This is a genomic window from Enterobacter sp. Bisph1, assembly GCF_000814905.1.
Taxonomy (GTDB): domain Bacteria; phylum Pseudomonadota; class Gammaproteobacteria; order Enterobacterales; family Enterobacteriaceae; genus Kosakonia.
Window position 1 is genome coordinate 164470 of record NZ_JXAG01000043.1, and the last position, 16170, is coordinate 180639.

Below are 16170 nucleotides of genomic sequence, written 5' to 3' on the forward strand. Positions count from 1 at the left end.
TAAAACGACAATTTAGGCCTCTGGTTTTGCCGCCGGTTCGTCTGCGGGATCGCCCGTATGACGTCCCTCTTCCGTCCCCTGCCAGCCATGACGCTGGGTCACCGACAAATGGCTCCGGTCATGAGAGATGATCTCCGTCAGCATCGCACTGGTTCGTTTGAATACCGCCGCCCGCGCCTGGGTATCGTTCTCCCCCTGCGCCATCTCATCCACCATGGAGGTGTTAAAACGACGGAAATGATCGGCACGTTCGCGGGCCTCATAGGAACCCAGCCCCAACCCTTCCAGCGCCAGTCGGCCAACTTTCAGCGCCGCTTCAAAGGTTTCACGCTCCGGTTTATCCACACCGGCCTGACGCAAGCGAATATAGTGATCGACATCGCGGGCGCGGGCAATAATGTGCAGATCCGGGAAATGCTCTTTTACCAGTTCCGTTAATTGCAGGCTGGCCTGAGGATCGTCAATGGCGTTGATCAGCACTTCTGCACGCCCGGCCCCCGCCGATTCGAGTAAATCGACACGCGTTGCATCGCCATAAAAGACCTTCATACCGAATTTACGCAGCGTCTCAATATGATCCGGGTCGTGATCCAACACCACCATTTTTACCCCGCTGGAGAGTAACAAACGTCCGGCGATCTGCCCGAAACGCCCAAACCCGGCAATAATCACCCGTGCTTGTTCCTCATCGATCTCGTCCGCTTCGCGCTCCTGCTGGCTGCTGGATGCTTCAAGGCGCGTCAACAGCACCAGCAGCAGCGGGGTTACCGCCATCGACAGCGCGACCGTCAGGGTGAGCGCTTTCACCCATTCGCTATCCAGCACCTGCGCCGTTTGCGCGGCACCAAACACTACAAAGGCGAATTCACTGCCCTGCCCTAACAGCGCGGCAAACCATAACCGCTGCTTGCCCGGCACGCGCAGCGGACGCGCAATCAGCCACAGAACGACGCTTTTAATCAGCAAAAACCCGACCAGCAGCACTAAAATCCGCAGCGGATGCGTTACCAGGGTGCCGAAGTCGATCGACATACCGACGCCGATAAAAAACAGCCCCAGCAGCAAACCCTTAAACGGCTCAATGTCGCTCTCCAGCGCATGACGGTATTCAGAACTGGCAAGCAGCACACCGGCAAGAAACGCCCCCATTGCCATCGACAAACCGGCCTCTTCCAGTAATAACCCGAAGCCGAAAACCAGAAACAGCGCCACGGCGCAGAACACTTCCCGCAGCCCGGAGCGAGCCACAAAGCGCAGCGCCGGACGGGCAACGTAGCGCCCAATCAGCACCACCAGCGTCAGGGCGGCAACCACCTTAAGCGCCGAGAGCGTAAAAGCAGAGAGCGTCATTGCGCCACCGCTGGCGGCCAGCAACGGGATCATCGCTACCAGCGGAATAGCGGCGATATCCTGGAACAGCAGTACGGAAAAAGCGCTGCGCCCCATTTGCGATACCGTCAGGTTACGCTCGTTCATCGCCTGCATGGCAATCGCCGTCGAGGAGAGCGCCAGCGTCAGGCCAATCAATAAGGCCACCGGCCACGGCAGCCCGAGCAGCACGCAAAAACCCCCCAGCAATAGACCGCAGCTGGCCATTTGCAGCGCGCCGCCGCCAAACACCGAGGCCCGCAGTTTCCATAAGCGCTGCGGATCCAGCTCAAGGCCGATGACAAACAGCATTAATACGACGCCGATTTCGGCAAAGTGGAGGATGGATTCAGCGTCCGTCACCAGCCGCAATCCCCACGGCCCAATAATGCCGCCGGCAATCAAATAGCCAAGCACCGAACCCAACCCCAACCGTACGGCAATAGGGACTATCAGCGCCGCCGATCCCAGATAGATCAGCGCCTGAATTAATGAATGGCTATCCATGCGACACCTCCTGCCACGCCAGCAAACGTTGTTTGTAATGGCGCGCCTGCGCCTGCAAAGTTTCATCGTCACAGATAAAAGTACAGTGCACGGAAAAAGGCGGCAGCCAGCGCATGCCACAGTAGAGCGCCGTGGCCTGAAGCGGCTGGGAAAGCACGTCAAAGCCGGGATGGGATCCGATATCAAAATGGTTATCGCCACCGCCGGTTGTCACCGCCCACAGCACGCTTTTACCGCGTAGGGCGGTACCACCGTGGCCATAAGCCCAGCCGTGAGCCAGCACTTTATCCAGCCACAGTTTAAGAAGCGGCGGCACGCTGTACCACTGCATCGGGTGCTGCCAGATAATCAAATCGGCGCGGGAAATCGCCTCTTGCTCGGCGGCAATATCAATATTGAAGTCAGGATAGAGTTCGTACAGGGATCTTATTTCGACGTCTTTAAGGGTTTCCGCCTGCTCGATCATGCGCTTGTTGGCATGGGAATGCTGCGGATAAGGATGGGCATAAATTATGAGGATCATCAATTAACCTGTTTTCACTCGCTTTTTCTTGTGAGTGTAGACAGTTAGTGCTCAGGTAAACAGCGGCAATCTGTGCGGGTATTGAGGAAAGGTGTGCGGCAGCCGTAGCTACCGCTGATGAGCATGGGATTAGTTATCCAGTTCGCTCATATTTTTCACCTGATCGCGGTTTATTTGCTCGGTTTTACCGGTTTCCGCATTTTTATAGGAAACCATGCCGGTGTCCTTGTCCACCTTCGGTTTGCCGTCGGTGACAATGGTACGGCCATCAACAGTGCGCACCGACTGGTTAGAAGAACAACCCGCTACGGTAAACAGTGCTGCGGCAGTAAAAATTGAGGTCATCAGTAGCTTCGTTCGCATGTTTATCTCCCTGCTTTCAGTGAATGACAATCGCTTGTGATTATATTTTAGCTAACTCACTGAACGGTGGGGAAAATGCAGAACACTCTGAATGAGGCGGGAGAAAACCCTCTCCCCGATACGGAGAGAGGGGGGCAGATTACTTGCTTATCTGCGCATGCATTTCCTGAACGGAAATCACTTTTTCAGTGGCATCGGCATTCAGCGCCATCGCGGTGGCAAAGCCGCCGTTCAGCGTCGTGTCGTAATGCACTTTATACTGCAGCGCACTGCGGCGAATCAGCTTGGAATCCTCAATCGCCTGACGCCCTTCTGTGGTGTTGATGATGTAGGTATATTCGCCATTCTTGATACGATCCTGAATGTGCGGACGCCCTTCATGCACCTTGTTCACCAGACGCGGGTTGATGCCTGCTTCGCCCAGCACAATCGCCGTACCGTGGGTAGCATCCAGCTCGAAGCCCTGTTTCAGCAGCTTCGCGGCAAGATCCACCACGCGTTCTTTATCCCCTTCACGCACCGAAAGCAGCGCCCGGCCCTGTTTTTTCATGGTCGAGCTACTGCCCAACTGCGCTTTGGCGAAGGCTTCGGCAAAGGTACGACCGACGCCCATTACCTCGCCGGTGGAGCGCATTTCTGGCCCTAACAGCGGATCGACGCCTGGGAATTTGTTAAACGGCAGCACCACCTCTTTCACCGAGTAATACGGCGGGATAATCTCTTTGGTGTGGCCCTGTTGCGCCAGAGTTTTACCGGTCATCACGCGCGCGGCGACTTTCGCCAGCGGCACGCCGGTCGCTTTTGACACGAACGGTACGGTACGCGCGGCACGCGGGTTAACCTCAATCAGATAAACTTCGTTATCTTTTACCGCAAACTGGACGTTCATCAGGCCACGCACCTGCAGTTCAAACGCCAGTTTCTGTACTTGCTGGCGCATCACATCCTGAATTTCCTGGCTCAGGGTGTAGGCCGGCAGCGAACAGGCCGAGTCGCCGGAGTGGACGCCTGCCTGCTCGATATGCTCCATGATGCCGCCAATCAGCACCGTTTCGCCGTCGCAAATGGCGTCAACATCCACTTCCACGGCATCATCAAGGAACTTGTCCAGCAGTACCGGCGCATCGTTAGAGACGCTGACCGCCGTCATAAAGTAGCGGCGCAGATCCACTTCGTCATAGACGATTTCCATCGCCCGACCGCCGAGGACGTAGGAAGGACGCACCACCAGCGGATAGGTGATCTCTTTCGCTTTCTCAACCGCCTGTTCCAGCGCCGTGACGGTGGCGTTGGCCGGCTGTTTCAGTTTCAGACGTTCAACCGCATGCTGGAAGCGCTCGCGGTCTTCCGCGCGGTCGATAGCATCCGGGCTGGTACCAATCACCGGCACGCCGGCTGACTCCAGCGCGCGCGCCAGTTTCAGCGGCGTCTGGCCGCCGTACTGCACGATAACGCCTTTCGGTTTCTCAATGCGGACGATTTCCAGCACGTCTTCGAAGGTTACCGGCTCAAAGTAGAGACGGTCGGAGGTGTCGTAATCCGTGGAGACGGTTTCCGGGTTACAGTTGACCATAATGGTTTCGTAACCGTCTTCGCGCAGCGCCAGCGCAGCGTGTACACAGCAGTAGTCAAACTCAATGCCCTGCCCGATGCGGTTTGGCCCGCCGCCGAGAACCATGATTTTTTCGCGATCCTGATTCGGATTGGCTTCGCACTCTTCGTCGTAGGTGGAGTACATATACGCAGTGTCGGTGGCAAATTCCGCCGCACAGGTATCGACGCGTTTGTACACCGGATGCAGATTGTACTGATCGCGCAGTTTGCGGATTTCCGCTTCACGCACGCCAACCAGCTTCGCCAGCCGCGCATCGGCAAAACCTTTGCGTTTCAGGGTACGCAGGAAATCGGCATCAAGACCGTTAATACCGAGGCTTTCAACCTGCTCTTCCAGGCGCACCAGCTCTTCAATTTGCACCAGGAACCAGCGATCGATATTGGTCAGGTTGAATACGCCATCCACGGACAGCCCTGCGCGGAACGCATCGGCGATATACCAGATACGCTCGGCACCGGCGTCTTTTAACTCGCGGCGGATTTTGGTCAGTGCTTCCGGATCATCGAGGCTTACTTTCGGATCGAAACCGGTAACGCCTACTTCCAGACCGCGCAGGGCTTTTTGCAGCGACTCCTGCTGAGTGCGGCCAATCGCCATCACTTCGCCCACGGATTTCATCTGCGTGGTCAGTCGGTCATTCGCGCCGACAAATTTTTCAAAGTTAAAACGCGGGATTTTGGTCACAACGTAGTCGATAGAGGGCTCGAACGAGGCCGGGGTACGCCCGCCGGTAATGTCATTCATCAGCTCATCGAGGGTGTAGCCGACCGCCAGTTTCGCCGCTACTTTGGCAATCGGGAAACCGGTCGCTTTCGACGCCAGCGCCGAAGAGCGCGAAACACGCGGGTTCATTTCGATAACAATCAGACGACCGTTTTTCGGGTTTACCGCAAACTGTACGTTAGAACCACCGGTTTCAACGCCGATTTCACGCAGTACCGCCATCGAGGCGTTACGCATGATTTGGTACTCTTTATCCGTCAGGGTTTGCGCGGGTGCAACGGTAATAGAGTCACCAGTGTGAATCCCCATGGCGTCAAAGTTTTCAATCGAGCAGACAATGATGCAGTTGTCATTCTTATCGCGCACCACTTCCATTTCATACTCTTTCCAGCCAATCAGCGACTCATCAATCAGCAGCTCTTTGGTCGGGGAGAGATCGAGCCCGCGGGCGCAAATCTCTTCAAACTCTTCGCGGTTATAAGCGATGCCGCCACCGGTGCCGCCCATGGTAAACGACGGGCGGATAATGCACGGATAACCGACGTCAGCCGCTACACCCAGCGCTTCATCCATATTGTGTGCGATACCGGAGCGCGCCGTGTCGAGGCCAATTTTTTTCATCGCGATGTCGAAACGACGGCGGTCTTCCGCTTTATCAATCGCATCGGCGGTGGCACCAATCATGGTGACGCCGAACTCTTCCAGCACGCCCTGGCGCTCAAGCTCGAGTGCACAGTTAAGCGCCGTCTGGCCGCCCATGGTCGGCAGCACCGCATCCGGGCGCTCTTTTTCGATGATTTTGCGCACCACTTCCCAGTGGATAGGCTCGATATAGGTGGCGTCCGCCATCTCCGGGTCGGTCATAATGGTCGCCGGGTTGGAGTTCACCAGAATAACGCGGTAGCCCTCTTCGCGCAGCGCTTTACACGCCTGCGCGCCAGAGTAGTCGAATTCACATGCCTGGCCGATAACAATCGGACCAGCGCCAAGGATCAGGATGCTTTTTAGGTCTGTACGTTTTGGCATGGCTTTTTCTCCTGATTATTTGGCGGTATTACGATACTGCTTAATTAAGGCAATAAAGTGGTCAAACAGCGGCGCGGCGTCATGGGGGCCGGGGCTTGCTTCCGGATGACCCTGGAAACTAAACGCCGGTTTATCGGTGCGATGAATCCCCTGCAAGGTGCCATCGAACAGGGATTTATGCGTGACGCGCAGGTTGGCTGGCATCGTCGCTTCGTCCACCGCAAAGCCGTGGTTCTGCGCGGTAATCATCACGGTGTTGTTATCGATATCTTTTACCGGATGGTTGCCGCCGTGGTGACCAAACTTCATTTTTACCGTTTTCGCGCCGCTCGCTAACGCCAGCAGCTGATGGCCGAGACAGATACCGAACAGCGGAATCTCGGTATCGAGGAAGGTTTTAATCGCCTCGATAGCATAATCGCAGGGTGCCGGGTCGCCAGGGCCATTCGAGAGAAAGATACCGTCCGGGTTGAGCTTCAGGACATCGGCCGCCGGGGTTTGCGCCGGGACAATCGTCAGACGGCAGCCGCGATCCACCAGCATGCGCAGGATATTGCGTTTGGCACCGTAATCGTACGCTACAACATGGAACGGCAATTCGCTCTCGCTCTTCGCTGGCGGCAGTTCGCCAGCCAGCGTCCAACTGCCTTGCGTCCAGCTGTAGGGTTCCGCCGTTGTAACTTCCTTCGCCAGGTCCATACCGTTCAGGCCAGGAAACGCTTTCGCTTTCTCCAGCGCCACTGCGGCATCGACATTTTCGCCAGCGATAATACAGCCGTTCTGGGCACCTTTTTCGCGCAGGAGTCGCGTTAGCTTACGGGTATCGATATCGGCAATGGCCACAATGTTATGGCGCTTGAGATAAGAAGAGAGGTCTTCGGTATTGCGGTAGTTGCTGGCAATCAGCGGCAGGTCGCGAATGACCAGACCTTGCGCATGTACCTGAGAGGATTCTTCGTCAGCGGAGTTGGTGCCGACATTGCCGATATGAGGATAAGTAAGAGTAACGATTTGGCGGGAATAGGAAGGATCAGTGAGGATTTCTTGATAACCGGTCATTGAAGTATTGAAAACGACTTCCCCAACCGCCGTGCCTGTTGCCCCTATGGCCCGACCGTGAAACTGGGTTCCGTCTTCCAGAACCAATAGCGCTGACTTAATCAAAACACCCTCCAGAGAATATTCACTCACTTTATTTGCATATTAATTCATGTGTAACCGTTGAATCAATGCAAATTTGCTGGCCGTGGAATTTTGGCAAACGGCGGCATTCTGGAGAGAAGTGGGTTAAAAGTCAACTTTTCTCCGCTATTTTTCTTGTTCTTTTACGCCACTGCTCTGTTTTATGGAATTTAACAGATAAAAATAGCAAATAAACCGTGTTGGAAAACGCTTGCGTCGAAGGAAAATTGCAAATTTAAGCGTGGGCGTTGAAAAAAGTAGACCAGATGGTCAAAATTCACAATTAATCAACATTAAATGGCGAGATAGCTGCAAGAAAAAGCGGTTTGATGCAAAAAACGAACTAAAAGAGATAAAATTAAAGGGCAATAAAATATCGCCCTTTGCAATCAATAAATTAATATTGCTAAAACCACATCACGATGGGTAATAAATCTTATAAATTATTGAGATCAAGCACATCTCGCATATCAAAAAGCCCCGCTTTGTTCCCTTTTAGCCATAAAGCGGAACGCACCGCACCGTTGGCGAAGGTCATACGACTGGACGCTTTATGCGTTATCTCAACACGTTCGCCGATATCGGCGAACATCGCAGTATGTTCACCGACGATATCCCCGGCACGCACGGTGGCAAAGCCAATCGTGCCGGGAACGCGTTCTCCGGTGTGCCCTTCGCGCGTATAAACAGCGCACTCTTTTAAATCTTTATTCAGTGCGCCAGCGATAGCTTCCCCCATTGCCAGCGCCGTGCCCGACGGCGCATCGACTTTATAGCGGTGGTGCGCTTCGATAATTTCAATATCGCTATACTCGCCCATCACTTTCGCCGCTTTCTCCAGCAGTTTCAGCATGACGTTAACGCCGACACTAAAGTTGGCGGCAAAAACAATGGCGATATCCTGCGCCGCATCGGCGATAGCCTGCTTGCCCGCGTCATCAAAACCAGTGGTGCCGATAACCATGCCTTTGTGGTGCTGGCGACAAAAAGCCAGATGTGCCAGCGTGCCTTCCGGGCGGGTGAAATCGATAAAGACATCGAAATCATCTTTGATGGCCGCAAGACTGCTCTGCACCGTTACGCCGGTTTTCGCCGCCCCGGCCAGTTCGCCCGCATCGCTGCCCAGCAGAGAAGAACCCTCACGTTCCAGCGCCGCGCCAAGTTTGACGCCGTCCATAGCCAGTGCCGCCTGAATCAGCTGGCGGCCCATACGTCCGCCAGCACCCGCGATGGCTACGCGGATTGATGCATCATGCATAGTTGTGCTCTTTTGTTAAATTTTTGCTAAGAATCGTTTCCAGATTAACCAGCCCGCGTCGGAGCCACCAGCCGAAAACACCGATAATTAGAATTTAATGATATACAGCCAGAAATATCAGTAAAAGGCATGATACGGCGAAGCGCAGCGGAAGTAAGGCCTATTGCACGCTGTAATGGATAATAAGCTGGCCTTTTTTGATTTTGATATTGCTGATAACCACCTCTCCCAGCGCCGCAAGCGTTGGTATATGGGTTCCACCACAGCCGTAAGCCGGAAGCTCGCCAAAACGCACGTTGCGCCGTCCAGCTTTAAATTCAACGATGCGCGCTAGCGCAGCGGCTTTCCAGCTATTGATGAGTGCCAGGATTGCTTCACTCTCCGGTAAAATTGCGTTCTCCCCGGCGTTAAAGGTAATCCGCCCTTCTCCCGGCCAGTGATGGGCTTTAACCGGCTGCCAGCCGTATTGTTCGCCTGCATAACCAATCATATGCCCGGCGGAGTGTAACTGGCTATGCAGCGCGCGTGAATCCGCCTCTATTTTCAGAGTGACCTCTTCTGCGGCTAACGGCTGCGCCAGTAGATGGATAACGTCGTCCTCCTGCTGAATCACGCTTTCGACTTTAATATCGTTAATGAAACCAGCGTCAGCGGGCTGGCCGCCGCCCTGCGGGTGAAAAAGGGTGCGATCGAGCACGACTGCATAACGGCCATCGGCCTGTTCAGTGCAGCTTTTCAGCCGGGCGGTACATTCCAGCGCATCGCTGGTGTAATAAAGACGCTCTGTCATCGGTTGTTCTCCTGTTGAGTGAAAGAGTATATTCAATCTATGAGGAGCGATAATCCCGCGCTCACGCACTGCACTTTTGCCTGAGAAGCACCAATGAACCTTTCCCTGCTGCCTGACCTTGCTACTTTCGTACTGATTGTTGAACAGGGGAGCTTTTCCGCCGCTGCGCGCATTTCCGGTGCAACCCCTTCGGCGATCAGCCGCAGCGTATCGCGGCTTGAACGCGAACTGGGCAGCAAATTGCTGCATCGCACCACACGTAAACTGGGTCTTAGCGAGACGGGAAAACATGTTTACGACCATGCGCTACAAATGCTGGATGCGGCGCGCCAGGCCATTGATTCCGGGAGCAGCACTCAGCAGGTCGCCCAGGGGAAGCTGACCATTAGCGTACCTAAAGCAGTAGGCAATTTTGTTATCCATCCGCTGATGCCGGAATTTTTACAGCGTTATCCGCAGGTAGATGTCTGCTTACGCCTTGAAGATCGTTATATCGATTTGATTGATGGCGGCGTGGATTTAGCGCTGCGTATCACCGATTCACCCTCGCCGGGGCTGTATGGCCGCGCATTAATGCCGGTCACCCATGTTATCTGCGCTACACCAGACTACTTACGCCGGCACGGTACGCCATTGCAGCCGCAGGCGCTGCGTGAACACAGCTGTATTAGCCTCGGTGAAACACCCGCCGATGCGCGCTGGAAATTTCGCCGCAACGGGAAAGTCGAAACCATCCACACCCAGGGACGCTATGCCGCTAATCATACCGGTGTGCGGCTGGATGCGGTTAAACGGCATATCGGTATTGGCAGCCTTCCTTTATTTACCGCCCAGCAGGCGCTGTTGCGGGGTGAAATTGTGCAGGTACTTCCGGAGTGGGAGTTTATTAGCAGCTACAGCGGGGAACTGTGGCTGCTATGGATGCGTAACCAGCATATGCCCGCCAGAGTGCGGGCGATGATCGATTACCTGACGGAAAAGATGGCCTCTTACGGCGCCAGCGCCAGTACCTCTGTCACCCAGTGACGAAAGCCTTCCACATCAATATCCAGCGCGACCTGTGCGTTGGCGGATAAACCTAATTTGCCATCGATATCCACCACCGTCGTGCCGGCGGTATATTGCCCCTGAGTTTCCACCGCTACAAAGCAGGATTTCAGGGTGAATAATTCCGGGCGCACCAGCCAGGCGATAGCGCACAGATCGTGCATCCGTAGCCCCGTCGCCATACTGCCGCTGCGATAGTGGCTAAACAGCGCATGCAGCATTTTGCCGGTCTGGTTCAGCGCGGGCAGCGTCGCCATAAATGCCGGGGTTAACGTTGCACGATTAGTCACATCCAGCCCGCACATGACGATCTCTACTCCGCTGGTAAACACCCGTGCGGCGGCCTCCGGATCGATAGCGATATTGAATTCTGCATTGGGGGTGAAATTACCGCGCCCGGCGGATCCGCCCATCATTACGATACGGCGAATCGCAAACTGACACTCCGGATAGTGCGTCAGCAGTAGCGCAATGTTGGTCAGCGGGCCGATGGTCACCAGCGTGATCGGCTCCGGCGAGGCCATAAGCGTATCGCGGATCGCCTGAAAGGCCGGGATTGCCAGCGGCTGGCGCTGATGCGCGACAAAATCATAGCCGTCCATGCCCGATTCCCCATGAACGTCCGCGGCGCTATACAGCGGGCGCAGCAGCGGTGTCGCCGCACCCTGTGCCAACGGGATGTCCGCCTGCCAAAAATTGAGCAGCTGCAGTGCGTTGCGGGTGGTTTTTTCCAGCGACACGTTACCGGCAACGGTGGTGATAAGCTTCAGATCGCACTGCGGGGAAAAGAGTGCGGCGGCAAGGGCTACCGCGTCGTCGATACCGGGATCGGTGTCGAGGATAATAGGCACACGCATAACGCCTCCATAAGATTTGCCATAAAAAATGCCAGACTGAGTCTGGCATCTTCGCATAAAGCCTGGCGGAAAAGCTTATTCGACTTCGCGAACATCCATCCGCAGCTCTTTTGGCACTTCGAAAACGATATTTTCTTCGCGGCCTTCGAGGGTAATGGCTTCGCCGCCGCCCAGCGCCTGTAAGCGGGTAATCACGTTTTGCACCAGGATATCCGGGGCCGACGCGCCGGCGGTAACGCCAACGCAGCGAATATTCTGAACCCAGGCTTCCTGAATATCTGATGCATCATCAACCAGGTAGGCCGCTTTGCCCATCCGCTGCGCAAGCTCAGCCAGACGGTTAGAGTTTGAGGAGTTTTTCGAACCGACCACCAGCACCACTTCCGCCTGCTCCGCCAGCGCGCGTACCGCTTCCTGACGGTTGGTGGTGGCGTAGCAAATATCGTCTTTACGCGGGCCGACGATCTGTGGAAAACGCGCACGCAGCGCATCAATCACATCCGACGTATCATCAACCGAGAGCGTGGTTTGCGTCATAAACGACAGCTTGCCCGCATCTTTGATATTCAGCGTACCGACATCGTCCGGCGACTCCACCAGGTACATGCCCCCTTTCGGGTTACTGTACTGGCCCATGGTGCCTTCAACTTCCGGGTGTCCGGCGTGGCCAATCAGGATAGCCTCTTCGCCACGGCGGCTGGCGCGCGCCACTTCCATATGCACTTTTGTCACCAACGGACAGGTGGCGTCAAACACCGTTAAATCACGGCTTTTCGCTTCGTTACGTACCGCCTGAGAGACGCCATGAGCGGAGAAAATCAGAATTGCGCCGTCCGGCACTTCGCTGATTTGCTCGATAAAGATCGCGCCGCGCTCACGCAAGGTGTCAACGACATAGCGGTTGTGCACCACTTCATGGCGCACATAAATCGGCGCGCCATAAATAGCCAGCGCGTTTTCAACAATGCTGATAGCGCGGTCAACCCCGGCACAAAAACCGCGCGGGTTAGCCAACAGGATCTGCATTTGTGTCCTCCAGTGCCGGATCAACTTCCAGCACGTCGATATCAAAATGAACGGTTCTGCCCGCCAGCGGATGGTTAAAATCAACGGTAATCGAGTCACCATTAACTTCGCGGATCACGCCCGGCATTTCGCTGCCGTCCATTGCGGTAAAGAGCATAATCGCCCCGATTTCCGGCTCACCCGCATCCATAAATTCACGGCGCGAGAAATACTGGATCAGATCCGGGCTCGGCGTACCGAAGGCGGCGTCTGGCTCGAGAGAAAATACGGCTTTCTCTCCGGCCTTAAGGCCAAGCAGATGTTGTTCCAGTCCTTCGGAGAGTGAACCATCGCCGAGACGAAACAGCGCCGGCTTGCCGTTGTTGCGGGTTGACTCGGCAAGAGAGCCATCTTCGAGCTTAAGGGTGAAGTGCACCAGCACCGCGCTATCGCTCTGTACGGATTTAGACATGCAGGTTGCTCTTATATTTTCGCTGAAAGATTGCCCGGAAGCGTGAGCAACCGGGCCTGGAAAGCGATATTCTTATGCGTGCTTCTTCGCTGCCGCAGAAGGCAAGAAACCTTCCAGCACAATCAACGCAGCACCGATACAAATTGCGGTATCGGCAAGGTTAAAGGTAGCAAAATGCCAGTCGCCGACATAAAAATCGATCATATCGACGACAAAGCCATGCCACAGACGGTCGAACAGATTACCCAGCGCGCCGCCAATAATCAGCGCGTAGGCGATATTGTTCAGCTTTTGCGAGGCCTTTGCGCGGTACATTAATACCGTTAGCACCACACAGATACCGATGGCGATACCCGCGAAGAACCAGCGCTGCCAGCCACCGCTGTCCGCCAAAAAGCTAAATGCCGCGCCGTAGTTGCGCGCGTAGTGCAAATTAAGCGACGGGAACAGCGATACCGTATCCCCCAGCGCGAAATGCTGGAGGATCAGGTATTTGCTGCCCAGATCGATAATCAGCACGACCACTACCAGCCACAGCCAGCGCAGCCCAGTTGAACTGATCGATTTACTCATCAGGCAAACTTACGTTTTTCGCCGTCACCGGCGACGTTGCTTACACAGCGTCCGCAGATATCTGCGTGTTCCGCCACCTGACCGACATCATGGGTGTAATGCCAGCAGCGCGGGCATTTCTCACCGTCGGCTTTGCTCAGCGCCACTTTCAGCCCTTTGAGCATCTCGCTCTGCTGTGCATCCGCAGAAGCGCTGGCATAATCCGCAACTTTCGCCCCGGAGGTCAACAGGACAAATCGCAATTCATCCCCCAGCGCCGTCAGCTTCGCCGCCAGTTCCGGCTCGGCAAACAGCGTAACCGCCGCTTCCAGCGAACCGCCCACTTTCTTGTCGGCGCGCGCCTGCTCGATAACCTTGTTCACTTCGCCGCGCACTTTCAGCAGCTCGTCCCAGAAGGTATCGTTCATCGCTTCGCTTTCGGCCAGGCCAAACAGGCCGTCGTACCATTCACCGGTGAAGACGTATTTCTCGCGAGAGCCTGGCAGATAACCCCAGATCTCATCGGCGGTAAAGGACATGATCGGTGCCATCCAGCGCACCAGCGCTTCGCTGATATGATACAGCGCGGTCTGGCAGCTGCGACGCGCGACGCTGTCCGCTTTCGCCGTATACTGGCGATCTTTGATGATATCGAGATAGAACGACCCCATTTCGATGGAGCAGAAGCGCATCAGACGCTGCACGACTTCATGGAAGTCATAGGAATCGTAAGCTTTCACGATCTCTTCCTGCGCCGCTTGCGCACAGCCAACGGCCCAGCGGTCCAGCACCACCATCTCTTCCGGCTTCACCATATCTTTCGCCGGATCGAAACCGTTCAGGTTCGCCAGCAGGAAGCGGGCGGTGTTACGGATACGACGATAGCTGTCGGCGGCGCGTTTGAGGATCTCGTCGGAGACCGCCATCTCGCCGGTATAGTCCGTAGAAGCGACCCACAGACGCAGAATATCGGCACCGAGTTTGTTCATCACATCCTGCGGAGAGACGGTATTGCCGATGGATTTGGACATTTTGCGTCCCTGACCATCAACGGTAAAACCGTGGGTCAGCACCTGGCGGTACGGCGCTTTGCCTTTCATCGCCGTGGAGATCATCAGCGAGGACATAAACCAGCCGCGATGCTGATCCGACCCTTCCAGATACATATCTGCCGCGTGACCAGCAAATTCCGGGCGCACATCGACCACGGACGCGTGGGTGGAACCCGAATCAAACCAGACATCCAGCGTATCCGGCACTTTGACGTAGTGATCGGCGTCATCGCCCATAATGTCGCGCGGATCGAGATCCCACCATGCCTGAATGCCATCGGCTTCTACGCGCTGAGCAACCGCTTCAATCAGTTCCAGCGTGCGCGGATGCAGCTCTTCGGTGTCTTTATGCACGAACAGGGACATCGGCACGCCCCAGGTACGCTGGCGGGAGATACACCAGTCCGGGCGGTTAGCGACCATCGATTCGATACGCGCCTGGCCCCAGTCCGGGATCCACTGTACGCCTTTGATTTCACTCAGCGACTGCGCACGCAGCCCCTTCTGATCCATGCTGACGAACCACTGCGGCGTGGCACGGAAGATGATCGGTGACTTGTGACGCCAGCAGCACGGATAGCTGTGCTGCATTTTTTCAACGTGCAGCAGCGCGCCTTTTTCCGTCAGCAGAGCCACGATCAGATCGTTGGCTTTAAAGACGTTAACACCATCGAGAGTCGGGTAGGTGCCCGGCAAATAGGTGCCATCCGGACCGACCGGATTAGCGATTTCCAGACCGTATTTCAGGCTGATGGTATAGTCATCCGGGCCGTGACCACCGGCGGTATGTACCGCACCGGTACCGGCTTCCAGCGTAACGTGATCGCCGAGGATCGCCGGCACATCAAAATCGAGGAACGGATGCTTAAAGCGCATCAGCTCAAGCTCGGCACCTTTCACCGTCGCCAGCACGCTGTATTCAGCCGCGCCGATGCGTTTCATTACGCCTTCAAGAAGATCTTTTGCAAGGATCAGCGCCTGGCCTTCTACCTGCACCAGCGCATAATCAAACTCCGGCGACAAGGAGATAGCGCGGTTGGCCGGCAGCGTCCACGGTGTTGTGGTCCAGATAACCAGTGAGATCGGGCCTGCGACAGACGATACGCCAAACTTCGCTTTTACCGCATCCTGATCGACGGCGTGAAACGCGACATCAATCGACGGAGAAGTTTTGTCGTAATACTCGACTTCCGCTTCCGCCAGGGCAGAACGGCAGTCGACGCACCAGTGCACAGGTTTGGCACCTTTAAGCAGGTGGCCGTTACCGATGATTTTACCCAGCGCACGGATGATGTTGGCTTCGGTTTTAAAATCCATGGTCAGGTACGGATGCGACCAGTCGCCCAGTACGCCGAGGCGGATAAAGTCTTTACGCTGACCGTCAACCTGGGTAGCTGCGTATTCGCGGCATTTGGCGCGGAACTCGGCGGCGGTAAATTTCTCACCCGGCTTGCCGAACTCCTGCTCAACTTTCAGTTCAATCGGCAGACCGTGGCAATCCCACCCCGGAACGTAAGGCGAGTCGAAACCTGCGAGCCCTTTGGACTTCACAATAATGTCTTTCAGAATCTTGTTAACCGAGTGACCAATATGAATGCTGCCATTCGCATAAGGAGGGCCATCATGCAGAATGAAGGTTTTTTTGCCTTTTTTTGCCGCACGGATGATGCCGTACAGGTCATCATCGGTCCAGCGCGCCAGCATTCCCGGTTCGCGCTTGGCGAGATCGCCACGCATCGGGAACCCTGTTTCCGGCAAATTCAGGGTAGATTTATAGTCACTCATCAGATTCTCGGTTCCGTATTTCGGTTTGATTAATACCACCAGGCC

Annotated in this window: 13 protein-coding genes; 1 reads left to right on the forward strand and 12 read right to left on the reverse strand. The window is 55.4% G+C overall.

The features are described from left to right. Positions 1-12: 12 nt before the first annotated feature. From kefC to RW65_RS14570, 7 genes are all read right to left on the reverse strand, one after another. Positions 13-1875, reverse strand: coding sequence for a glutathione-regulated potassium-efflux system protein KefC (kefC, locus tag RW65_RS14540; protein ID WP_039057486.1), 1863 nt, complete (start codon positions 1873-1875; stop codon positions 13-15). After that, positions 1868-2398, reverse strand: coding sequence for a glutathione-regulated potassium-efflux system oxidoreductase KefF (gene kefF, locus RW65_RS14545; RefSeq protein WP_039057487.1), 531 nt, complete (start codon positions 2396-2398; stop codon positions 1868-1870). The genes kefC and kefF overlap by 8 nt, the downstream gene beginning before the upstream one ends. Positions 2399-2527: 129 nt before the next feature. Continuing rightward, positions 2528-2761: a YgdI/YgdR family lipoprotein gene (locus RW65_RS14550; protein WP_039057488.1), complete on the reverse strand. Its 234-nt coding sequence runs from the start codon at positions 2759-2761 to the stop codon at positions 2528-2530. Between the two features lie 139 nt (positions 2762-2900). Continuing rightward, on the reverse strand, positions 2901-6125 hold the full coding sequence (carB, locus tag RW65_RS14555; protein WP_039057489.1) for a carbamoyl-phosphate synthase large subunit: 3225 nt from the start codon (positions 6123-6125) through the stop codon (positions 2901-2903). A gap of 15 nt (positions 6126-6140) precedes the next feature. After that, the gene (gene carA, locus RW65_RS14560; RefSeq protein WP_039057490.1) at positions 6141-7289 is read right to left on the reverse strand and encodes a glutamine-hydrolyzing carbamoyl-phosphate synthase small subunit; all 1149 of its coding nucleotides are present in this window, start codon (positions 7287-7289) and stop codon (positions 6141-6143) included. A gap of 454 nt (positions 7290-7743) precedes the next feature. Then, entirely contained in the window at positions 7744-8565 is an 822-nt protein-coding gene (dapB, locus tag RW65_RS14565; RefSeq protein WP_039057491.1) for a 4-hydroxy-tetrahydrodipicolinate reductase, read from the reverse strand. Between the two features lie 160 nt (positions 8566-8725). Continuing rightward, on the reverse strand, positions 8726-9355 hold the full coding sequence (locus tag RW65_RS14570; RefSeq protein ID WP_039057492.1) for a serine-tRNA(Ala) deacylase AlaX: 630 nt from the start codon (positions 9353-9355) through the stop codon (positions 8726-8728). Positions 9356-9448: 93 nt separating this feature from the next. Between RW65_RS14570 and RW65_RS14575 the strand changes: the two genes are divergently transcribed. After that, entirely contained in the window at positions 9449-10381 is a 933-nt protein-coding gene (locus RW65_RS14575; RefSeq protein WP_039057493.1) for a LysR family transcriptional regulator, read from the forward strand. Here the strand turns inward: RW65_RS14575 and rihC are convergent. The 5 genes from rihC to ileS all read right to left on the reverse strand — a co-directional run bounded on the left by rihC (position 10345) and on the right by ileS (position 16125). After that, positions 10345-11259: a ribonucleoside hydrolase RihC gene (rihC, locus tag RW65_RS14580; RefSeq protein ID WP_039057494.1), complete on the reverse strand. Its 915-nt coding sequence runs from the start codon at positions 11257-11259 to the stop codon at positions 10345-10347. The two genes, RW65_RS14575 and rihC, sit on opposite strands and share 37 nt — an antisense overlap. Before the next feature lie 75 nt (positions 11260-11334). Next, positions 11335-12285 (reverse strand): 4-hydroxy-3-methylbut-2-enyl diphosphate reductase, encoded by a 951-nt coding sequence (ispH, locus tag RW65_RS14585; RefSeq protein WP_039057495.1) that lies wholly within the window; start codon positions 12283-12285, stop codon positions 11335-11337. Continuing rightward, entirely contained in the window at positions 12266-12736 is a 471-nt protein-coding gene (fkpB, locus tag RW65_RS14590; protein WP_039057496.1) for an FKBP-type peptidyl-prolyl cis-trans isomerase, read from the reverse strand. Before fkpB ends, ispH begins: the two co-directional genes overlap by 20 nt. Before the next feature lie 72 nt (positions 12737-12808). After that, the gene (gene lspA / locus RW65_RS14595) at positions 12809-13309 is read right to left on the reverse strand and encodes a signal peptidase II (protein ID WP_039057497.1); all 501 of its coding nucleotides are present in this window, start codon (positions 13307-13309) and stop codon (positions 12809-12811) included. Then, the gene (gene ileS, locus RW65_RS14600; RefSeq protein ID WP_039057498.1) at positions 13309-16125 is read right to left on the reverse strand and encodes an isoleucine--tRNA ligase; all 2817 of its coding nucleotides are present in this window, start codon (positions 16123-16125) and stop codon (positions 13309-13311) included. Before ileS ends, lspA begins: the two co-directional genes overlap by 1 nt. Positions 16126-16170: the final 45 nt, after the last annotated feature.

Excerpts from the sequence above, each read along its gene's own strand:
- kefC (WP_039057486.1), bottom strand. The coding sequence starts at position 1,875 with ATGGATAGCCATTCATTAATTCAGGCGCTGATCTATCTGGGATCGGCG.
- kefF (WP_039057487.1), bottom strand. The coding sequence starts at position 2,398 with ATGATCCTCATAATTTATGCCCATCCTTATCCGCAGCATTCCCATGCC.
- RW65_RS14550 (WP_039057488.1), bottom strand. The coding sequence starts at position 2,761 with ATGCGAACGAAGCTACTGATGACCTCAATTTTTACTGCCGCAGCACTG.
- carB (WP_039057489.1), bottom strand. The coding sequence starts at position 6,125 with ATGCCAAAACGTACAGACCTAAAAAGCATCCTGATCCTTGGCGCTGGT.
- dapB (WP_039057491.1), bottom strand. The coding sequence starts at position 8,565 with ATGCATGATGCATCAATCCGCGTAGCCATCGCGGGTGCTGGCGGACGT.
- RW65_RS14570 (WP_039057492.1), bottom strand. The coding sequence starts at position 9,355 with ATGACAGAGCGTCTTTATTACACCAGCGATGCGCTGGAATGTACCGCC.
- RW65_RS14575 (WP_039057493.1), top strand. The coding sequence starts at position 9,449 with ATGAACCTTTCCCTGCTGCCTGACCTTGCTACTTTCGTACTGATTGTT.
- rihC (WP_039057494.1), bottom strand. The coding sequence starts at position 11,259 with ATGCGTGTGCCTATTATCCTCGACACCGATCCCGGTATCGACGACGCG.
- ispH (WP_039057495.1), bottom strand. The coding sequence starts at position 12,285 with ATGCAGATCCTGTTGGCTAACCCGCGCGGTTTTTGTGCCGGGGTTGAC.
- fkpB (WP_039057496.1), bottom strand. The coding sequence starts at position 12,736 with ATGTCTAAATCCGTACAGAGCGATAGCGCGGTGCTGGTGCACTTCACC.
- lspA (WP_039057497.1), bottom strand. The coding sequence starts at position 13,309 with ATGAGTAAATCGATCAGTTCAACTGGGCTGCGCTGGCTGTGGCTGGTA.
- ileS (WP_039057498.1), bottom strand. The coding sequence starts at position 16,125 with ATGAGTGACTATAAATCTACCCTGAATTTGCCGGAAACAGGGTTCCCG.